We start from the raw sequence: 18070 nt of genomic DNA on the forward strand, positions 1-18070 counted from the left end.
ATAATTTTTTGTTCATGAATTATATAGGTTTTATTATTTTTTTGATAATGCAATTATGGAAAAGTTACCAAAAATAAAGTCACCAGAAGATTACACTCCTTCAGAAGATGAAGAATATATGAGCGTAAAACAACTGGAATACTTCAGCTTAAAGTTACAATCAATACTCGCTGAGTTAGAGAAACAAGAACTAGAAGATAATAGTATTGATACATACTATTCTGATGAAGATAGTGGAAACGAGGAATTAATCAAGCGTCGAAAAGATAGAAAAGAAAAAATTAAGGAGGCGTTAGAAAAAATAAAATTAGGCACTTATGGTTACTGCGATGGAACAGGAGAAGAAATAGGAGTCGAAAGACTTAAAGCTAATCCGCTTGCTATATATTGTATTGAAGAGCAAGAGAGAGTAGAAAAAGAAAAGAACGTGTACAACATTAACGATTAATTTACACATAAGTGGTGAGCCCATTGGACTTCAAGAGGAGCAAGAGGCGCTGAAGTATGTTATGCTATAAAGAAAGTGGAAAATTGGACATTCTCAACTTGACTCCTGCAGATTAAAAATTAAGTTGTATCCGTTCAGGCAATGGCGTCAACTTAAGGAAAAATATCAGCGATAGTGTATAAAATTTCTCTCCAAATTTTTTATCATTAAATTATCCAAAGAGTGCAAGGGACAGCACTTTTGTTTCTGTTTTATTTCAACAAAGAAGTCTAAAATGTGTCCTTTTTAGGTGAAATATGCAAAAAGGAAAAAACCTTATTCTACAAATTAAAAATATAATATACTCGAAAACTTTTCAGAAAATCCATTGTGTTGAGTTTTACACGAACAAGAAAACTTCCTTTTTCGACAGTATTTTCTATGATTTTAAAGTTAGTTAAAAAAAGTTTGGGAATAGAATGTGAACTTATGGAGCCATTGACATGTACCCTCAAAGCAAGCTTTTTCTAAAGCAAGATATAAGATTTGCCATACAGGCTTTCAAGAATTTAAGCATCCAAACAGCCTATCAGGATGAACCTGAGTTGGAGAGGCTATAGACTTATTGCAGCAGATGGTTCTGGTATGAGATTACCCAGCTCTGGGGAAATTGTATCCGAGTTTGAACCAAATGGAACAACAGGCACCATTGGCAATTTGTTTGTTGATTTGTGTACTTCATTGATTTGCAGTGCTCGTCTTGCAGCTTGGAATATAGGTGAACAAACGTTGGCGGCAGAGCAATTACCCGAAGTTATCACTCAAATGCGTTTATTAAATCAAGAGAAATTATTATTTATCTATGATCGTCTTCAGTAAAATTCATTCAGCAGCATTATAATTTGGAAGTAGATTTTATTTTTCGCTTGCAAAAAAGAAATTATAGTAAGCTATGGGAACGCTGGCGAATTAGATTTTGATTTTATATTAGAAAATGAAAAGCTAAAAAATAAAATGAAAGGACAGAAAGTAAGAGTTATAGTGCTGACATTAGCCAACTGAGAAACAGAGTTTTTGACCGAGACTTTGGAGCAAAGCTTATGTGTTAAGGTGGCACATAGAGGAGTGCTATAAACGACTCAAAGTAGGAGAAGAGTTAGAGAATTTTTCTGGAGAGGCTGTATTACAAGAATTTTGGGCAAACTTGGTCATGTGCAATATATTATCGCTTCATATATGTGATGCACAAGGGCCTTGGAACCCAGATCAAATTACTGAGTATCGTTTAAATTTTTCAGTTTTATTTAGTGTAATGAGACAGAAACTCTATCAGGTACTTATTGCGCCAAAAAACTTTCAAGCCCTTTTTAAGTATACGCGCTAAAGTTAAAATCCGACCGGGACAGCCGCAATAAAGTAGATAAGCCTAAACGCCATCATGTCTTTAGGAGAGTTTGCTAATGAAAGTTCTTAAGTTGACGCCATTGGCTGTTCCGATTCGTTATATGACATAAGAGCATCATATATTTCATGCAATGTATTTGAGATGTTTTTTTCCATATGTTGATTAATATGCCCATATATTGTCGTCTCTTCCGAATACTCTGTATCTTTATGTATATGATTTTGTTGCTTTAATTCTTCTCTATCTACACTCTCTATTTGCTCTGACACTAGCATAACTACCCCATATTTTACATAACGAAATAAAAAAATTCTAACTGTAGTATGCTTATATAATCTACGAAGTCAATAGTTAAATTGAAAAGTTTCGGTTATAATTTACTTCATATAGAACATGCCCTTGAATTATGCTAAAAATCGCCATAGTAGGCCTACCAAATGCTGGAAAATCGACCCTATTCAACAGATTAGTAGGAAGAAAAGCAGCAGTAGTGAGTAACATTCCAGGAGTGACAAGGGATAGGCGAGAGGGAATGGGGAGAATTAGCGATTTGGAGTTTAAAGTTATAGATACAGGAGGATGGAACGACCAAACTAATTTTTCACTACAAGTTATTGAACAAATCGAATTTTCTTTATCCAATTCAAACATAATTTTCTTTCTTGTTGATGCAAAAGTGCAAAATGAGCGAAATGAAGAGTTTGCAAAGTGGCTGAAGAGAAAAATAAATAAACCTGTAATACTAGTAGCAAATAAATGCGAGAGTCATAAATCCGAAAATGTTGATTATTTGCAGTTTTTTGATTTTCTTGGCCCGGTGTATATCTCTGCCGAGCATAATCTTGGCATGGTTGATCTTTATGATGCATTAGCTGGTGTTATTGAAAATTTTAACGAGAACACTGAGTTACCTAACAATGAACTGAGTAGGCTGAGGATCGCGATCATCGGCCGTCCGAATGTTGGAAAATCAACTTTTTTAAATGGTTTACTTGCAGAAAACAGACTAATAACAAGTTCAGAGCCAGGTACCACACGTGATTCTGTGGATATTACATATGATCATGATGGAGAGTTAATTACTCTAATTGACACTGCCGGAATCCGCAGAAAGGCGAATGTTGTAGATGGCTTAGAATCAAGATTTGTTGAGAAAAGCATGGAATCAATCAAGCGCTCTCATGTGGTAGTTTTAATGCTAGACTCCCTAGTTGGTATTGAGCAGCAGGATTTATCAATTGGTGAAGCTGCAATTAAGGGAGGGAAAGGGATTATTGTTGTTTTAAATAAGTGGGATTTAATAGGTAAGGATGACAGAAGCAGGTTAATAAAATTTGTCAAACAACAGGAAGTAACCAGGTTATTCTTGGAAGTGCCAACTATAACAATTTCTGCGTTAAAAGGCATGCGCTGCGGTGATGTGATAGATAAGTGTCTTGAAGTGAGTGAATCCTTGAACAAGAAGATCAGCACTGCAAAACTGAATAAGTGGCTCATAGATGCTGTAGGAAAACATTCTCACCCTCTTGTAAAAGGCAAAGCAGTTAAAATGAAGTATATCGCTCAAATTGGTACTAAACCTCCAGCTTTTTCTTTGATATGTAACATACCTGAAAGTGTTGATGAAAGTTACAAACGCTATTTAATTAACGATCTCAGAAAAAATTTCTTTGCAGACGGTGTGCCAGTTAGATTGCTTTTGAAAAAAAATAAAAATCCCTATGTAAAATGAATACTCTGCTTTATACTTTCAGGGATAATTTACTTAAAGTTATGTGTAATAATTCCAGAATTCCTGCAATCTTTCTGCTGTCGAGTGCCGCTGCTCTAATTTTTGCATATGTGCTAGAATATTTTTTCAACATGCTGCCATGCAAGTTATGTACATACGAGCGAATAGTTTACTATATCGCTGGATTACTTGCAGTAGCGTGCATGCTTAAAGACAACAAAATTCTAATCTATGCAATGTTTTGCAGCTACCTCATAGGTGCAGTAATATCTTTTTATCATATAGGTCTTGAACTCCACTTATTTCATGATGTTTTAGGTTGTACAGAGCAAGCAAGTAGTAACGTTAGTATAGAAGAGCTCAGAAATAATCTACTAAATCCTAATTACTCTCCATCTTGTGACAGACCTCATTACGTTCTAGGTGTTTCCTTAGCAACATGGAATCTAATTTATCTCATAGTAGCTCTGTTCGTATCAGGTAAGGTGTATTGTGGAGAAAGAAAGAAATCTAAATAATTTAAGGTACAGCAACAATCAGTTCTTGCAACAGGCAATTAGAGTAGATCACGCTGGAGAATATGGAGCTATTTGCATTTATTCTGGTCAAAAATTTATTCTTAAGAAATCTTCTATAATCAATGAAATAATTGAAATGGAAGAGCAGGAAAAAAAGCATTTTCACTATTTTAATGAGAAAATCAAAGAGCAAAAAGTTCGTCCTACTGTTTTGTTGCCTGTTTGGCGTGTTTTAGGAGTGTCGCTTGGCGTTGCAACTGCCATTATGGGCAAAAAAGCTGCTATGGCTTGCACTGCTGCAGTTGAAGAAGTTATCGGGGAGCACTACAAAGAGCAAGTTTCACATTTAGAAGATGGGGAATTAAGAGAAACTATAAGTAAATTTCGCGACGAGGAGTTAGAGCACAAAGATATTGCAATTCAGCACAATGCTGAAAGCGCATTTGGCTACAACATTTTATCATCATTCATAAAAACAGGCTGCAAAATTGCTATTTACTTGTCTAAGTTAATTTAACTAAGCAGCTTTCTTAAAGTGTTTTAAATGTTCTGATAACAACAGAAACCAGGAAGGAATTCAAGTGTAACAATTATTTTATAACTATATTTACATATCACCATTATTAATAAATAATTAGTATTTGTAAATTAAATACATCTAAAGTATAGACTGCAAAGGAGGCAAAAGTGCGTTTTAATTTAGAAGAGGGAAATGCTCTTATGTAATACCTGCCACAGGTTCACAACTGTACGAACATTCATTTTTGAAGGTAAATTGCACAGCAAATGGTGTCATTCCAGTCTGGAATCCAGAAATTTTGCTTATAACTGAGCTGATAAGCTAAAGGTAATTGTCTTACACTAAAACAAACGTTTTTAATTAAGTTGCATAGAACCAGTGTCTGGGCACTGGGATGACACCCCACTGGTGGTCCAAACTACAACGTTCGTACAGTTGTGGATTCCAGACTGGGATGACACCCTACTGATGGGCCCAAATCACAATGTTCGTACAGTTGTGGGTCAGGCTATAGGATGACAGAAGTTGACTTTATTAGCTATAGGTGGTATGACACTTAGTCAATTTAAGTAAGTAGATGATCTTAGCTACAAAAGTATTTTTTACCTCATTTGTTTTTGGGTTTATTCTTTTTCCCTATTTTATAAAGCTTCTAAAAAAAATAAGCAAAGATGGGCAACCAATTAGATCATGTGGACCAGAAAGTCATTTAATAACAAAAAAGAATGTACCACCTATGGGCGGAATAATAATACTGATTTCTTCTTTATTACCAATTTTACTCTGGGCTCAGTTAACACCAGAAATTTTGCTGCTGATATTGATAACTCTATTTTTTGCTCTACTTGGATTTATTGATGATTATTTAAAATTGAAGACAAATCACTATCGAGGTTTAAGTGCAAAAACCAAAATACTTATTCAGTTTATTGTTGCTCTGGTTGGTGTGTTTATACTTAAGCTATACTCTGCTGAATGTTTTACAAAAACGTCCCTATTTAAAGGAGTAATAATAGATTTTGGCTATCTATATGTTCCGTTTGCTGCGTTTGTAATTGTCGGCTCTTCTAATGCTGTGAATCTCACAGATGGTTTGGATGGCCTTGCTGCAACTCAAGTTATCACTTCCTTTGCTTTTTTGGGGCTAATTGCATATATAACTCAGGCAGATATGAATATTACTTTATTCTGCATTGCATTTATAGGAGCTATTCTAAGTTTCTTGTGGTTTAACACACATCCAGCAAAAATATTTATGGGTGATGTTGGTAGCTTGTCGGTAGGTGCGGCTTTAGGGTTAACTAGTGTCCTAATTAAAAGAGAAATGCTTTTTGCCATTATTGGAATAATCTTTGTAATAGAGACTCTATCTGTTATTATTCAGATATCATATTTTAAATATACAAAGTTTAAATATGGAGAAGGAAAAAGAGTTTTTCTTATGGCACCAATACATCATCACTTTGAGAAGAAGGGATGGTCAGAAAATGTAATCGTTATGAAATTTTGGATAATTTCTATTATCTGTTCAGTTTTTACTATAACTTTCTTATTATAAAAACCTATGAAATACCCAGACTTTACATTAGAAAATAAATTATCAGGAGTGATAGCAGGAGTGGATGAAGTTGGAAGAGGTCCGCTAGCTGGTCCAGTAATATCCGCAGCCGTAGTGTTTATTGATAGAAATACAATTATTGATGGAATCAACGACTCGAAAAAGTTGACTCCTCAATGTAGGCAAGTCCTATATGAAAAAATAACATCCGTTGCAAAATTTGGTATAGGAATGGCAAGCGTAGAAGAAATAAATTCATACAATATCTTGCAAGCAACAAAGCTTTCAATGAAACGTGCGTTGATAGACTTGGACCTAGAATTAGATTATGTACTAGTTGATGGTAATCAACCACCTGAAGTGAAATGGCAAGTGAAATCCATAGTAAATGGTGATAATTTGAGTACATCAATTGCAGCAGCTTCAATCGTTGCAAAAGTTACGAGAGATCGGCTTATGCAAGAATTGCATAATAAGCATCCTGAATATAATTGGTATAAAAATAAAGGATATGGGACAAAAGAGCACCTTAACGCTATTGGCCTTTATGGAATTACAGAACATCATAGAAAAAATTTTGCACCCATATCTCGGGCATTATAGCCTTTACCCTTTTTTGAAAGGTATGGTTTCATTAAATAGGCAAACTGTACTCGATCCATTCCTTAAGGTAAACACTGAACTTACCCTTTCGATTATCAGGTAGTTATCAACTGTACGGAAATTTACTAAAGACTCATATCCTGCAGAATCAACCATAAAAACTGCCGGAAAATCAGAGTTTATTTTATTGAATTGTAGATATGTAAATTTTCCGTCATCAAAAACCTTAATTGGTATTATTGACTGACTACCTTTGACGTGCGAGATGGAATAATTAAAATTTAATCCCTTCTTTACAACTTCAATATCATTGATATCAGGAATAATGGTATGACTAGCTTGTTCGAAGATATCACCGTTATTTGTTGTGTAAATCTCATCACTGCTAAATAGTGGATAAAGAAACCTTACTTCATATGCTAATCTTGGATCATCTAGTCCAGTTGCTTCTTCAGCATGAAGTTCAAAGTAATAAACTCTTTTATTGGTAATTATAGTTGCATTAGTATCGGCAATATCATCTATAGGCTTAATAAACAATCTATTACCTTGAGGAAGGAGTTGCCAACCAGTTGAATCACCCATTGAAAGGTTTTGTATTACCTCCCCTGGTTCAAACAATATACTGGACTGATAACCATAAAAACCCGTATACTTATGTATAGCTTGTGGGTTATAATTTATCACCTTTATGTGATTATCTCCAGCTATTGAACGTGGCTCCTGTTTTGCAAGTGCATCACTACCACAGAGGAACAACAGTACGGCAAACAGTAAACCAATCATAATATCAAAATAAATTAATTTTCATTTTATCATTGATAGACATGCACTGCAACTATTAAGGCACTTTCTATACTATAAACCCCAAAGCAAGCGGTAGAAAAGGCAAGAAATAAGGCAAACTCCTTAAATACTTTAGAACTACAGGAGGCTTTACCTGAACGGATATACTTGGAATCCTGCCATTTTCACTTTGTAAACATACCAAGAATTCTGTCCATTATTCCACCCATATTTGCTTCAGCTTGAGTATACTCTATTTTACCACCATGCAAGATTAGTTTAATATCTGATCCAGGTGATATATTAACAAATTTACTGCCAACAACTCCACTGCTAGTGATCAGAGCTGAACTATCAATTGGCAATTTTATGTCTTTGCTTATACACATATCGATTCGTGCTACGTAGGTAGCTTTGTCAAGTGATACACCAGTTATGCTTCCAACATCTACACCAGAGATCTTGACACTATCACCAACTCCTATACCGTTAGCGTTAGCAAAAAGACCATATATTTTATTGCAATCCTTATAGTTTTTCTTTATGTAAGATAGCTTATCAATAGCAAAGAAAATCAGAAAAATAGTGAAAATTAATACAAATAATCCAGCGGTTATTTCAAGTATATTTGACCTTCGCATCTTTAGTTATCAGGACTCCAGCTTTTATAGTAATTTTTCACTTTTTGGTTTGGATAGTATGCATCTTTTGTACCCGTTAAATTAGGAGTATGTTTTACTTTTCTTTTTTTATTATTAACTGGTACTACATTATCAGTATAGTGAAGCCATATATGCCATTCCGGAGGCACTGTTGTAGGCTCAGAGACACTGCTATACATAACCCACCTTTTTCCTTTACTTGATTCATAGTAAGAATTTCCATTTTCATCTCTTCCTACAAATTTATCTTCTCTTCGTAATAGGCGTTTTATTGCGTTATAAATTTTAGATAACATAAGGGTATTAAAACAAAAAGTATTATATATACTAATACTTTAACGATATATTAACAACAATTTAATGCAATTACCAATTTTACAAGTTATTATCCCAATAATTGCATCAATGTTTTGCTTTCTTGCCAAGAAACACAAGGTATCTTGGTTTATTTCTTTTATTGCAACAACAATCACTCTTGTCATTTCATCAATACTACTCATTAAAACATATAAAGGCGAAATTATAACTTATCACCTTGGGGATTGGGCTCCCCCGTACGGCATAGAGTTAAGAATCGACGTGTTGAACTCCTTGATTCTAACTTTGGTGAATTTTATAGCGCTGATTAGCGTGCTTTATAGCTTTTATATTAACGAAAAAGAAATTAGCAAAAACAAAATCACTGGTTTTTACTCTCTATTTCTACTGTGCTTAAGCGGACTGTTCGGGATTCTAGTAACAAACGACATATTTAACCTTTACGTTTTCTTGGAAATTTCATCTCTTTCTTCTTATGTATTAGTTTCAATGGGAAGGGATAAAAAAGCCTTGGTTGCAGCATTTGAATATCTAATTAGTGGAACAATAGGCGCAACATTTTATTTATTTGGCATCGGGCTCTTGTATTCAATGACTGGAACGCTCAATATGTCTGACATGGCTGAAAGAATAGTTCCATTACACGATAACAACATCATAAAACTTGGCACGTTGTTCATTTTTATTGGTCTCTCAATCAAAATGGCACTGTTTCCATTAAGCAGGTGGCTGGTTAATGCATATAGTGAGGCGCCAAGTTTCATTAGCATATTCTTTTCAGGCACAGTGACAAAAGTGATGATATATGTTTTCATCAGAATCTTTTATACTGTTTTTCATCAAAATTTCTTCTTATTTAAACCATCACTAAGCAACGTGATAATTATCCTCGCACTTTGCGCTGTTATATTTGGGTCGATATTTGCAATAACCGCAAAAGACATAAAAAGACTGCTTGCTCACTCTAGTATTAGCCAAATTGGTTATATAATTTTAGCACTGAGTTTTAACTCAAAAACAGGTGTATTTGCAGCAATTCTTCACATAGTAAACCACAGCATAATAAAAACATCTTTATTTATGGCTGCAGGATGTATTTCTTACAAATTTGATACAACAAAAATAGAGAATTTATCGGGACTCAAGAAATCAATGCCTTATACAGCACTTGCGTTCACTCTACTCAGTTTAGCATTAATCGGTGTGCCTTTAACAAATGGCTTTGTAAGCAAGTGGTATATAATGAAAGCAATTATCGAATCTCATGCGTGGATTTCCCTTGTAACATTTGCTGCTGGCTCTTTCCTTGCATTGATATATATGTGGAAGATGGTAGAGAAAATGTATTTTGAAAATGATGCAACGTCACGCACTGGAATGACACCGGACAAAATTAATGATGTGCCATTTCCTATGCTTTTCTGTCTATTGTTTATGGCAGTTTTAACAGTAGTAACTGGAATATATAGCACTCCAATTCGGTTAGTAGTTGAGAAGTTGGTTTTTTGATTTTTATCTTTGTTTCATATTTTACTATACTTTAAGGTTATAAGGTCTTTATTGTGGATAGACTGAAGAAGATTCATTGGTTGTTAGTCATTAACGTGATAGCGCTGTTTTGCGTTGGCATTGTTGTTCAATACTCTTCTGCTGGAGGAAAGTGGCTGCCATTTGCGATTCACCAACTGGTCATATTCTCCTTCTTTTTCCTACTTGCTATAGCTATGTCATTCATAGAGCTAGATTTTTATTTGAAGCACGCCTACTTTTTTTATGTAGCAGCAGTGATTTCGCTATTAGTAGTGAATTTTTTTGGCTCACACATAATGGGTGCAACAAGGTGGATAAGAATTGGATCAATTAGTTTGCAACCATCAGAATTTGCAAAAGTAGGCTTAATACTTGCGCTTGCTCGCTATTTTGATAAGCAGAGTGTATATAAAATGATGGAATTTAAAAGATTGCTTAAGGCACTTATAATTATTTTCTTACCCGTGTTCTTGGTGTTAAAGCAACCTAATTTAGGCACAGCTGTGATAATGTTATTTATAGGGATATCAATTATATTCACAGCAATAATAAAAAGATCTCATTCGGTAATATGTGGAACGCTTGGCATTTTTGCAGTACCGGCTATTTCGCCTTTTTTACGTCCTTATCACAAGCAAAGGATATTGTCGTTTTTGGATTCATCAGTGGATCCACTTGGAATAGGTTATAATGCGCAGCAATCTCAGATAGCTATTGGTTCAGGAGGTTTGCTTGGTAAGGGCTTTGTTAACGGAAGTCAAACTCAACTTGGATTTTTGCCGGAGAAACGTACAGATTTTGCTTTTGCAGTGCTGAGTGAGGAATGGGGATTTTTAGGTAGCATGGCTTTAATTTTGCTTTATACCTCATTACTTGGCATAATTTTCTCTATCGCTTATAGGTCGAAAAATTATTTTTCTAAGTCGGTATCTATCGGCATTTTCGCCTTTTTTAGTGCTCATTTCTTTATAAACATCGGAATGACAATGGGCCTCTTACCTGTGATAGGCGACCCATTGCCATTTCTGTCCTATGGAGGAAGTACAACTGCTGCAAGCTTAATATGCATAGGATTATTGCTGGCAATAAAAGCAGATGAACAACAAAATGCTTGTATTTTACCTATGCTAAAGTAAAATTAAATTTTACTTAATAGTTTTTATGCTAGATGAAATGCGTGAGGAATGTGGGGTATTTGGCATAAGTTGCAACCAAAGTGCTGCTTTTAACTCTATACTTGCTCTCCACGCTTTGCAGCATAGAGGTCAAGAGTCTTTTGGCGTAGTAACCAGTAACAACGATAAGCTGCACTCTTATCACTTTCAAGGTCAAGTGAGCAGCGTATTTGATGATATAGATGAAATAAAGAAATCCTTACCTGGAGATTGTGCAATAGGTCATGTTCGATACTCAACAAGTGGTAATAAATTTGGAGTGCAGCCCATGTTTAGCAAAAGTGGCAAATTTGGGGATTTCGCCATAGCACATAATGGTAATTTAATTAATATTTCTCCGATACGCGAACAATTGATTAAACAAGAGTGCGTTTTTCAGTCAGATATTGATACAGAAGTAGTAGTGCATCTGACAGCAAGCGGTGAAAAAGATAGCTTTTTAGAGAGTTTTATATATGCATTAAAGCAAATACAAGGTGCTTATTCTTTTGTTGCAATCAATCAAGAAGTAGTTATTGGAGTACGTGATTCATCTGGAATCAGGCCTCTTGTTTTAGGAAAGTTAAACGGTTCTTACGTTCTTGCATCTGAAACTTGTGCTCTTGATATAATAAATGCAGAGTTTGTTAGAGAAATAGAACCAGGCGAATTAGTTACCATCAGTTCGGGTAGTAAGCTAGCCTCAATGTTTCCTTTCCCACAGCAAAAATCAAGTTTTTGTATTTTTGAATACGTTTATTTTTCAAGACCAGACAGCATAATGGAGAATAGGTCTATATACGATACAAGAAAAGAAATAGGAAGAATACTTGCAGAAGAGAGCCCACCAAAAAACAATGTAGATATGGTTGTACCAATACCTGATTCTGGAATACCTGCAGCTATTGGATATGCAAAGCATTCAGGATTACCTATGGAACTGGGAATAATTCGTAATCATTACATAGGAAGAACTTTTATACAACCAACCGCTGAAGTACGTAAAGTTAGAATAAAATTAAAATTCAATGCTAATAAGCACACTTTGAAAGGTAAAAACATAATTTTAATAGATGATAGTATAGTGCGTGGTAGTACGTTAACAAATATAATAGTTATGCTAAAGGATGCAGGAGTAAAAGAGATTCACCTCAAAATTTCAAGCCCACCAATTAAGCATTCTTGTTTTTATGGAATAGATACGCCAGAGTGCAAAGATTTAATTGCTGCAAATAAATCTGTAGAGGAAATTAAGGAAGTTATAGGAGTAGATAGCCTAGCCTTCTTGAGTATTGATGGATTATATCAGGCTGTTAAAGGAGAAGTGCGTAACAATGCTACACCACAATATTGTGATGCTTGTTTCACTGGTGATTATCCAATTGGCAAATAGTCTACGCAAGATCTTAAGTTTTTAAACCGCCAAAATTTCTCTTGGCCTTTACTAATTCCGATTCTCGGAGTGCACACATAATCTGGTTTGAGGTGAGATTCATAAACACAAAATTCGTGGCTTATAGTAAGGTCCTGTTTGTTATGTTCTTTTGTAATATTTAATCTTTTACACAATATTCCTGGCCCACCTAAATTTGCCTCAAGCGGTTCAATGAGCTTTAATCCCCGTATTAACACTGCTGCTGGGAACCCTTCTGCTTCTGTTACAATATTTAAACAGTAATACATTCCATATATAAAGTACACATATGAAAACCCCGGCATACCAAACATTACTGAGGTTCGGTTAGTATAACCCTTAGCTGCATGACAAGCTGGGTCACTCATTCCTATATAGGCTTCAACTTCGGTTATTATTCCACTAAAGTTAGAAAATTTCAGCATCTTTCCTAGTAACTCCCCGGCTACAACCAAAGTTGGCCGCTCGTAGAAATTTCTTGGTAGTATTGTGTTGCTCATCATAAAAGTATAAGTTACTTGCAGATGCAAGCAACTTATACTGAATTTTCACTACTTTACCTATTTTGAAGCAGCAGGAGCTTGATGCTTTTGTGATGCGCCGCTCAAGTCTTCTACATTTGTTGAATGCTGCTCCAAAAATTTTACTTCTTCAGAGCTTTGTTGTAATTGTGTTTGTGGCAATTGTGATGCTAACACTTCATGTAAAGGCTTTGCTTCATATTGCCTTCCTACTTTTACTTCTTTATGTGCAGCTAATTGCTCCATAGTAACACCATTACCCTCAATAAGTTCTACGGAGCCATTATCATGAATATTAATTTTAATATTACATTCTTTTCCTTGAGCATTCCACTTTAAAGTCATTTGATATGACCCATTAGCTACTTCATAAATTCTTGTTCCATGTTCATCAACCCGGCAACTTAGCCCCCTTGCTTTACTTTGAGGTAGCAATAATGTAATTGCTTTCACGCCATATTGTTTACACAAATCGTTATTTAGAATGTCACTCATGCTTATTTCTTTTGTATTACTACCTATCGCAATTCTTACGGCAGGCTCAATAATATTATCTTCATTTTTGCTTTCTTTAAGTTTTATAAATTCTATATCATTATTTTCTATATTTTTAGAACCTGTCTTGAAAGGAACTAAGCAGCTAATTTAGCAAGCATAATAGTAATCATATTAAAGGAGATATTAGTTTTTGAAGTAAGAGGAGAATGCTCATAATCCTTGCTCATACGTCTAAAATTGGAAAGCCAAGCAAAAGTTCTTTCAACAATCCACCGTTTAGGAATAACTTGAAATCCTACAGCATCAGCTGCTTTTTTAGTAATCGTCAATAAACATCCTGTTTTCAATAAACAGTAATTTTGCAATTTACCAATATATCCCTGATCAGCGAGAAACCTTTGTAGCGTTGAAGCTTTTCGTTTAGCTTGAGTAAAAAGATTTAGAGCACCATCACGATCTTGAATGCCTGCACTATGAACATCAGCTGTAATAATTAGGCCTATTGTATCCACAATGATGTGACGTTTTCTACCCTTTATTTTCTTGCCAGCATCATATCCTCTGGATCCCCTTTTTGAGTGGTTTTCACTGATTGACTGTCAATTATTCCTACCGAAGGTATTTCATTTTTGCCAACCATTTTTCTTACCTTTTTTACTAACATATCGTGTATTTCTTCCAATTTGCCACTATTACGCCACCTGAGAAAATAATCATACACCGTTTTCCATGGCGGAAAATCTTTTGGCAGCATTCTCCACTGGCAACCACCTTTCATTATGTATCTTATTGCATTAATAATTGTTCTAATATTGTGCTTTCTTGGCCGTCCTACTGCACCTTGTGCAACACTTGGCTCCAAAATTTCCCATTCTTTGTCACTTATATCACTTGGATACATTTTTACCTACTATTTTTTACTTATCTCATCATATTCTCTTTCTCATTTCTTTTCAAGACAGGCTCTTAGATATCTCTTCTTTAATTTGTTCAGCAATTTTGCCTATAATGTTCTTACCACCATATTTATTCTCATCCCGAGCAGTATATGTACATATACCATTACTATCCTTATGAATATAAGGTTTTGGTTTCTTTTTATTAGTGGTATTAGTAGAAGTGTTGTTCTGCATTATAAAGAACTCATTCCATTCTTCTGCATTATTAGGAGTGACGTATTTAGGTACATTCTCATCTAGTGTTGATTTAGGTACATTTTTAGTATCCGAAATCAAATTATTATCAGAAGGACTGATATTTAGATTAGAAGAAGTTTCAATTAAAGATACAGTTTCAGTGCTATTAGTTAACATATATGCCTCCATTATTTTTAATATATAAATGTTAGCATATAGATACCACGCCAATTAGTCAATATAAATTATGATGTTTAATGTTGAAAGCTCAAATACTCCTTTGCTTGATCGGTTAGAACGCGCCCTCTTGGTGTGCGCTTTACAAAACTAATTTTGATTAAATAAGGTTCTACTGTTTCTTCAATATTGCCAACATCTTCGGATAGCGCAATAGATATGGTGTCAATTCCAACAGGGCCTGAAGTGTTGAATAAAAATCTTAGATAATTCATATCAAGTTTATTGAGTCCCATTTTATCTACACCCAATTTTAGTAATACAGAATCAGCGACTTCATAAGTAATTTTTTTATCATCTTTCACTTCAACAAAATCCCTTATTCTTCTGAGTAACCTCAAAGCAATTCTTGGAGTGCCGCGCGCACGGCAGGCAATTTCCCGTGCTGCATCCTCTTCAATTTCAGCAGAAAGAACTCTTGCGCCTCTTTTTATAATATTAACCAGCTCCTCAAAGGAATAAAACTCAAGATGCAAAGGAATGCCAAAACGATCTCTGAGTGGCGCAGAAAGTAATCCAAGCCGTGTTGTTGCTCCAATTAGCGTAAATGGTGGTAGATCTATCCTTAAAGTGCGAGTAGATGGACCTTCACCTACTAATATGTCCAGGCAAAAATCTTCCATAGCAGTATATAAAACTTCTTCGATGCTGCGATTTAATCTATGAATTTCGTCGATGAATAGAACATCTTTTGCATTTAAAGTGGTAAGCACTGCGGCCAAATCTCCAGCTTTACTAAGTAAAGGACCAGAAGTTGCGCGAAAGCTAACTCTTAATTCTTTAGAAATAATTTGTGCTAAAGTTGTTTTGCCAAGCCCTGGAGGACCATATAATAAAACGTGATCTAAAGCTTCAGTTCTCGTCTGTGCAGCGTTTATAAACACTTTTAAATTTTGTATTAAGTCTTTTTGCCCGACAAAATCATCAAGTTGTTCAGGCCTGATGTTGATATTGTGCACATCTTCAGTATATTCTTTACCGCACGATATTGATTTCATAGTATTGAAAGCTCCTTAAGCGCCATGCGAATAATATCCTTAGTGTCCAGATTTGGCCTGTATTTTTTTATCGTATCATAAGCTTTCATTTTTTCATACCCAAGATTGATCAATGCTGAAAGGGCATCTTCATTAATTGGATGAAAATTATTGTTATTTATTTCTAGTTTACTCACTTTGCCACTCAATTCAGTGATGATTCGATTTATGAGTTTCAGGCCAAGTCCGCTCATCTTGAGTGCTACTTTATCTTCATTCATAATTGCCAAAAATAGCTGTTCTGGAGTTAATTTGCCCAAAATTGACATTGCAGTTTTATAGCTAACGCCGCTTACTTTAACTAGCAACCTCAAGCACTGCTGTTCTTCTTCGCTTATAAAACCATATAGCTGAGTAGTGTTTTCTCTGTTATTTGCATAGGTTTCGATAAGTAATTTGATTCTACTTCCAATTGCACAAGCACTTAAAGTTTTGGCTGAAAGATACACCATATAGCCAACATCATTCACATTCAGGATTATGTGATCACTGCGCACTTCATCAACTATTCCGCTTAGATTTCCTATCATTTTTAACACTATATAGAGTTCAGTTTAAATACTCCCGGATCTTAGGTCAAGCAAACGAACATTATAACAGGGAAACGTGGCTAAAAAACCACTTGACAAACTCCGCCAGCCCCCTTATCATAAACACTGAAGCTATTTATTTATCTTCTCTGTACAGATTAAATGACAAAAAAACTCACGTATCTGGCGTATCATGTTTAATTTTTTGCACTATGTGCACCTTATGTCTTATAAAATTTCTACCTACATAAGCTGAAACGCGCTTATAAAGCGTTTAAAACATAAAAAAACGCCAACTTAAAAAATGGATAGTGAATAACTAGCTACCCTAGGGTTTCTTTTGCCTTTTTTTCTGTTTAGTAGATTTCTTAACGTTTATAATTTAGATTAGTTGCGGTTTAAAAGTAGCTGAATCGCGGTTATTAAGTGTTTAGAATAAAAAAACGCCATACTTGAAAGTATAATGTAAGTAATTAGCCAATCATGGGGCTTTTTTTGCCTTTTTTTTCGTTTGGTAAATTTCTTAATGTTTATAGCTAAACGACAACCGTCATCCCGCTGCTTGTTAGCGGGATCTATGCTAAGAGATACCGCGGATGAATCGCGCGGTATGACGGTTCGTGGTGGCATCTCGTCATCCCGCTACGTGTTAGCGGCTAAGAGATACCGCGGCGGTATGACGTCTTAGCCATAGATTACCTGATCTCACCATCTTTCCGGTTGTTTTATACATAATTCTCGGATTTTGAAAGTTCACTTTGAATAAATTGCTCATATTCTTTATCCTCTAGTTCTTCAAAAATCTCAGGATAATGTTTACTGGAACGAGTAATTATTGAAATTAGCTCTTGCTTTGTTTTTCTTAGTAAAACCTTTCAAAGAGAGTCTGTTCATCTGGGCGCGCAGACGATCGATACTCCTTTCTATCAAGTGCAACCAAAGCAAAACCTGTTGCAGCCATATGCTTACATGGACCATAATACACAAATGCAGGACAGGAACATGTTCCACTCAAAAGAGGACCATCGTGCTTTAGTGTTACTCGATATACATTTGATCCAACTACCTTTGATTTAGCTTGAGATTCATTAACAGATATAATCTGTACCTTTCTTTTGTCAAAATAATCCCTTCCTCTGGAGCGGTAGGGTTCTTTGATAAGACCTGTGATATCTTTATAATACAGTCTCATTTTTACCTCCTTTAAAACCCTCAATTTTCTAATATATCCTTTCTTCCATAAAAATTTATTAACTCACCACGACTTTTATATGGCCCTGCGGACAATTTTATAGTGCTATAGCTAACTCAAGAAAGGTTTCCCTACGTCATACCGCGATTCATTCCATAACTGTATGAACATTCATTTTTGAAGGTAAATTGCACAGCAAATGGTGTCATGAAAGTAGCTGACACTGGAATCCAGCCTTGCCGTAATCTCATCAAGAACGTTGTGTTTTAACATAAAACGGCTACTTTTATAC

20 protein-coding genes and 1 pseudogene are annotated in these 18070 nt (G+C 35.1%); 10 read left to right on the forward strand and 11 right to left on the reverse strand.

Annotated elements, in window-relative coordinates:
- Positions 1-55 precede the first annotated feature (55 nt).
- Positions 56-448, forward strand: a complete 393-nt coding sequence (locus tag HUB92_RS04400; protein WP_010963040.1) for a TraR/DksA family transcriptional regulator — start codon at positions 56-58, stop codon at positions 446-448.
- A gap of 296 nt (positions 449-744) precedes the next feature.
- Positions 745-1888 (forward strand): annotated as a pseudogene (locus HUB92_RS04405) (transposase).
- A gap of 9 nt (positions 1889-1897) precedes the next feature.
- On the opposite strand, the gene HUB92_RS04410 reads toward HUB92_RS04405, so the two are convergent.
- Positions 1898-2107, reverse strand: a complete 210-nt coding sequence (locus tag HUB92_RS04410) for a hypothetical protein (RefSeq protein ID WP_010081834.1) — start codon at positions 2105-2107, stop codon at positions 1898-1900.
- Positions 2108-2238: 131 nt separating this feature from the next.
- On the opposite strand from HUB92_RS04410, the gene der reads away from it, so the two are divergent.
- The 5 genes from der to rnhB all read left to right on the forward strand — a co-directional run bounded on the left by der (position 2239) and on the right by rnhB (position 6763).
- On the forward strand, positions 2239-3564 hold the full coding sequence (gene der, locus HUB92_RS04415; RefSeq protein ID WP_010963041.1) for a ribosome biogenesis GTPase Der: 1326 nt from the start codon (positions 2239-2241) through the stop codon (positions 3562-3564).
- On the forward strand, positions 3561-4082 hold the full coding sequence (locus HUB92_RS04420; RefSeq protein WP_010963042.1) for a disulfide bond formation protein B: 522 nt from the start codon (positions 3561-3563) through the stop codon (positions 4080-4082). The genes der and HUB92_RS04420 overlap by 4 nt, the downstream gene beginning before the upstream one ends.
- On the forward strand, positions 4057-4599 hold the full coding sequence (locus HUB92_RS04425) for a demethoxyubiquinone hydroxylase family protein (protein WP_209472498.1): 543 nt from the start codon (positions 4057-4059) through the stop codon (positions 4597-4599). The genes HUB92_RS04420 and HUB92_RS04425 overlap by 26 nt, the downstream gene beginning before the upstream one ends.
- A gap of 580 nt (positions 4600-5179) precedes the next feature.
- Complete coding sequence (gene mraY / locus HUB92_RS04430) at positions 5180-6160, forward strand: phospho-N-acetylmuramoyl-pentapeptide-transferase (protein ID WP_209472500.1); 981 nt, start codon at positions 5180-5182, stop codon at positions 6158-6160.
- Positions 6161-6166: 6 nt separating this feature from the next.
- Positions 6167-6763, forward strand: a complete 597-nt coding sequence (gene rnhB / locus HUB92_RS04435; RefSeq protein ID WP_010082329.1) for a ribonuclease HII — start codon at positions 6167-6169, stop codon at positions 6761-6763.
- A gap of 3 nt (positions 6764-6766) precedes the next feature.
- Here the strand turns inward: rnhB and virB9 are convergent, their stop codons facing one another.
- From virB9 to HUB92_RS04450, 3 genes are all read right to left on the reverse strand, one after another.
- Positions 6767-7549: a P-type conjugative transfer protein VirB9 gene (gene virB9 / locus HUB92_RS04440; protein WP_010082330.1), complete on the reverse strand. Its 783-nt coding sequence runs from the start codon at positions 7547-7549 to the stop codon at positions 6767-6769.
- 185 nt (positions 7550-7734) lie between these two features.
- Positions 7735-8190 (reverse strand): outer membrane lipid asymmetry maintenance protein MlaD, encoded by a 456-nt coding sequence (gene mlaD / locus HUB92_RS04445; RefSeq protein WP_010082331.1) that lies wholly within the window; start codon positions 8188-8190, stop codon positions 7735-7737.
- A gap of 2 nt (positions 8191-8192) precedes the next feature.
- Positions 8193-8507 carry an NADH-ubiquinone oxidoreductase subunit NDUFA12 family protein gene (locus tag HUB92_RS04450; protein WP_209472502.1) on the reverse strand — a complete coding sequence of 105 codons (315 nt, stop codon included), beginning with the start codon at positions 8505-8507 and terminating at the stop codon, positions 8193-8195.
- Positions 8508-8571: 64 nt separating this feature from the next.
- On the opposite strand from HUB92_RS04450, the gene HUB92_RS04455 reads away from it, so the two are divergent.
- Genes HUB92_RS04455 through purF form a run of 3 tightly spaced genes read left to right on the forward strand, consistent with a single transcriptional unit; the run spans position 8572 to position 12606 of the window.
- Complete coding sequence (locus tag HUB92_RS04455) at positions 8572-10038, forward strand: proton-conducting transporter transmembrane domain-containing protein (RefSeq protein ID WP_209472504.1); 1467 nt, start codon at positions 8572-8574, stop codon at positions 10036-10038.
- Positions 10039-10091: 53 nt separating this feature from the next.
- Entirely contained in the window at positions 10092-11195 is a 1104-nt protein-coding gene (gene rodA / locus HUB92_RS04460; protein WP_209472506.1) for a rod shape-determining protein RodA, read from the forward strand.
- Positions 11196-11220: 25 nt separating this feature from the next.
- Positions 11221-12606, forward strand: a complete 1386-nt coding sequence (purF, locus tag HUB92_RS04465) for an amidophosphoribosyltransferase (protein ID WP_010082377.1) — start codon at positions 11221-11223, stop codon at positions 12604-12606.
- Here purF and HUB92_RS04470 read toward each other — a convergent pair.
- From HUB92_RS04470 to HUB92_RS04500, 7 genes are all read right to left on the reverse strand, one after another.
- The gene (locus HUB92_RS04470) at positions 12588-13127 is read right to left on the reverse strand and encodes a DNA-3-methyladenine glycosylase (RefSeq protein ID WP_038199418.1); all 540 of its coding nucleotides are present in this window, start codon (positions 13125-13127) and stop codon (positions 12588-12590) included. The genes purF and HUB92_RS04470 overlap by 19 nt on opposite strands.
- A 60-nt stretch (positions 13128-13187) precedes the next feature.
- Complete coding sequence (locus HUB92_RS04475; RefSeq protein WP_209472508.1) at positions 13188-13643, reverse strand: hypothetical protein; 456 nt, start codon at positions 13641-13643, stop codon at positions 13188-13190.
- A 137-nt stretch (positions 13644-13780) separates the two neighbouring features.
- Positions 13781-14547 (reverse strand): IS5 family transposase gene (locus HUB92_RS04480; RefSeq protein WP_410543339.1). Its coding sequence is split into 2 segments (ribosomal slippage): positions 13781-14220 and positions 14220-14547, totalling 768 coding nucleotides; the frame shifts between segments, so codons are not numbered across the junction.
- Positions 14548-14599: 52 nt separating this feature from the next.
- Positions 14600-14959: a hypothetical protein gene (locus tag HUB92_RS04485; protein ID WP_209472510.1), complete on the reverse strand. Its 360-nt coding sequence runs from the start codon at positions 14957-14959 to the stop codon at positions 14600-14602.
- A gap of 77 nt (positions 14960-15036) precedes the next feature.
- A complete protein-coding gene (ruvB, locus tag HUB92_RS04490) occupies positions 15037-16017 on the reverse strand; it encodes a Holliday junction branch migration DNA helicase RuvB (protein WP_209472512.1) in 981 nt (326 codons plus the stop codon).
- Positions 16014-16586, reverse strand: coding sequence for a Holliday junction branch migration protein RuvA (gene ruvA / locus HUB92_RS04495; protein ID WP_209472514.1), 573 nt, complete (start codon positions 16584-16586; stop codon positions 16014-16016). Before ruvA ends, ruvB begins: the two co-directional genes overlap by 4 nt.
- 862 nt (positions 16587-17448) lie before the next feature.
- Entirely contained in the window at positions 17449-17778 is a 330-nt protein-coding gene (locus HUB92_RS04500; RefSeq protein ID WP_007548583.1) for an SWIM zinc finger family protein, read from the reverse strand.
- Positions 17779-18070: the final 292 nt, after the last annotated feature.

It is taken from the genome of Wolbachia endosymbiont of Wiebesia pumilae, assembly GCF_017869285.1.
GTDB lineage: Bacteria > Pseudomonadota > Alphaproteobacteria > Rickettsiales > Anaplasmataceae > Wolbachia > Wolbachia pipientis.

What these genes read in the sequence shown, in the direction of transcription:
- HUB92_RS04400 (WP_010963040.1), top strand. Translation starts at nt 56, where the DNA reads ATGGAAAAGTTACCAAAAATAAAGTCACCAGAAGATTACACTCCTTCA.
- HUB92_RS04410 (WP_010081834.1), bottom strand. Translation starts at nt 2,107, where the DNA reads ATGCTAGTGTCAGAGCAAATAGAGAGTGTAGATAGAGAAGAATTAAAG.
- der (WP_010963041.1), top strand. Translation starts at nt 2,239, where the DNA reads ATGCTAAAAATCGCCATAGTAGGCCTACCAAATGCTGGAAAATCGACC.
- HUB92_RS04420 (WP_010963042.1), top strand. Translation starts at nt 3,561, where the DNA reads ATGAATACTCTGCTTTATACTTTCAGGGATAATTTACTTAAAGTTATG.
- mraY (WP_209472500.1), top strand. Translation starts at nt 5,180, where the DNA reads ATGATCTTAGCTACAAAAGTATTTTTTACCTCATTTGTTTTTGGGTTT.
- rnhB (WP_010082329.1), top strand. Translation starts at nt 6,167, where the DNA reads ATGAAATACCCAGACTTTACATTAGAAAATAAATTATCAGGAGTGATA.
- virB9 (WP_010082330.1), bottom strand. Translation starts at nt 7,549, where the DNA reads ATGATTGGTTTACTGTTTGCCGTACTGTTGTTCCTCTGTGGTAGTGAT.
- mlaD (WP_010082331.1), bottom strand. Translation starts at nt 8,190, where the DNA reads ATGCGAAGGTCAAATATACTTGAAATAACCGCTGGATTATTTGTATTA.
- HUB92_RS04450 (WP_209472502.1), bottom strand. Translation starts at nt 8,507, where the DNA reads ATGTTATCTAAAATTTATAACGCAATAAAACGCCTATTACGAAGAGAA.
- HUB92_RS04455 (WP_209472504.1), top strand. Translation starts at nt 8,572, where the DNA reads ATGCAATTACCAATTTTACAAGTTATTATCCCAATAATTGCATCAATG.
- purF (WP_010082377.1), top strand. Translation starts at nt 11,221, where the DNA reads ATGCTAGATGAAATGCGTGAGGAATGTGGGGTATTTGGCATAAGTTGC.
- HUB92_RS04470 (WP_038199418.1), bottom strand. Translation starts at nt 13,127, where the DNA reads ATGAGCAACACAATACTACCAAGAAATTTCTACGAGCGGCCAACTTTG.
- HUB92_RS04475 (WP_209472508.1), bottom strand. Translation starts at nt 13,643, where the DNA reads ATGAGTGACATTCTAAATAACGATTTGTGTAAACAATATGGCGTGAAA.
- HUB92_RS04485 (WP_209472510.1), bottom strand. Translation starts at nt 14,959, where the DNA reads ATGTTAACTAATAGCACTGAAACTGTATCTTTAATTGAAACTTCTTCT.
- ruvB (WP_209472512.1), bottom strand. Translation starts at nt 16,017, where the DNA reads ATGAAATCAATATCGTGCGGTAAAGAATATACTGAAGATGTGCACAAT.
- ruvA (WP_209472514.1), bottom strand. Translation starts at nt 16,586, where the DNA reads ATGATAGGAAATCTAAGCGGAATAGTTGATGAAGTGCGCAGTGATCAC.
- HUB92_RS04500 (WP_007548583.1), bottom strand. Translation starts at nt 17,778, where the DNA reads ATGAGACTGTATTATAAAGATATCACAGGTCTTATCAAAGAACCCTAC.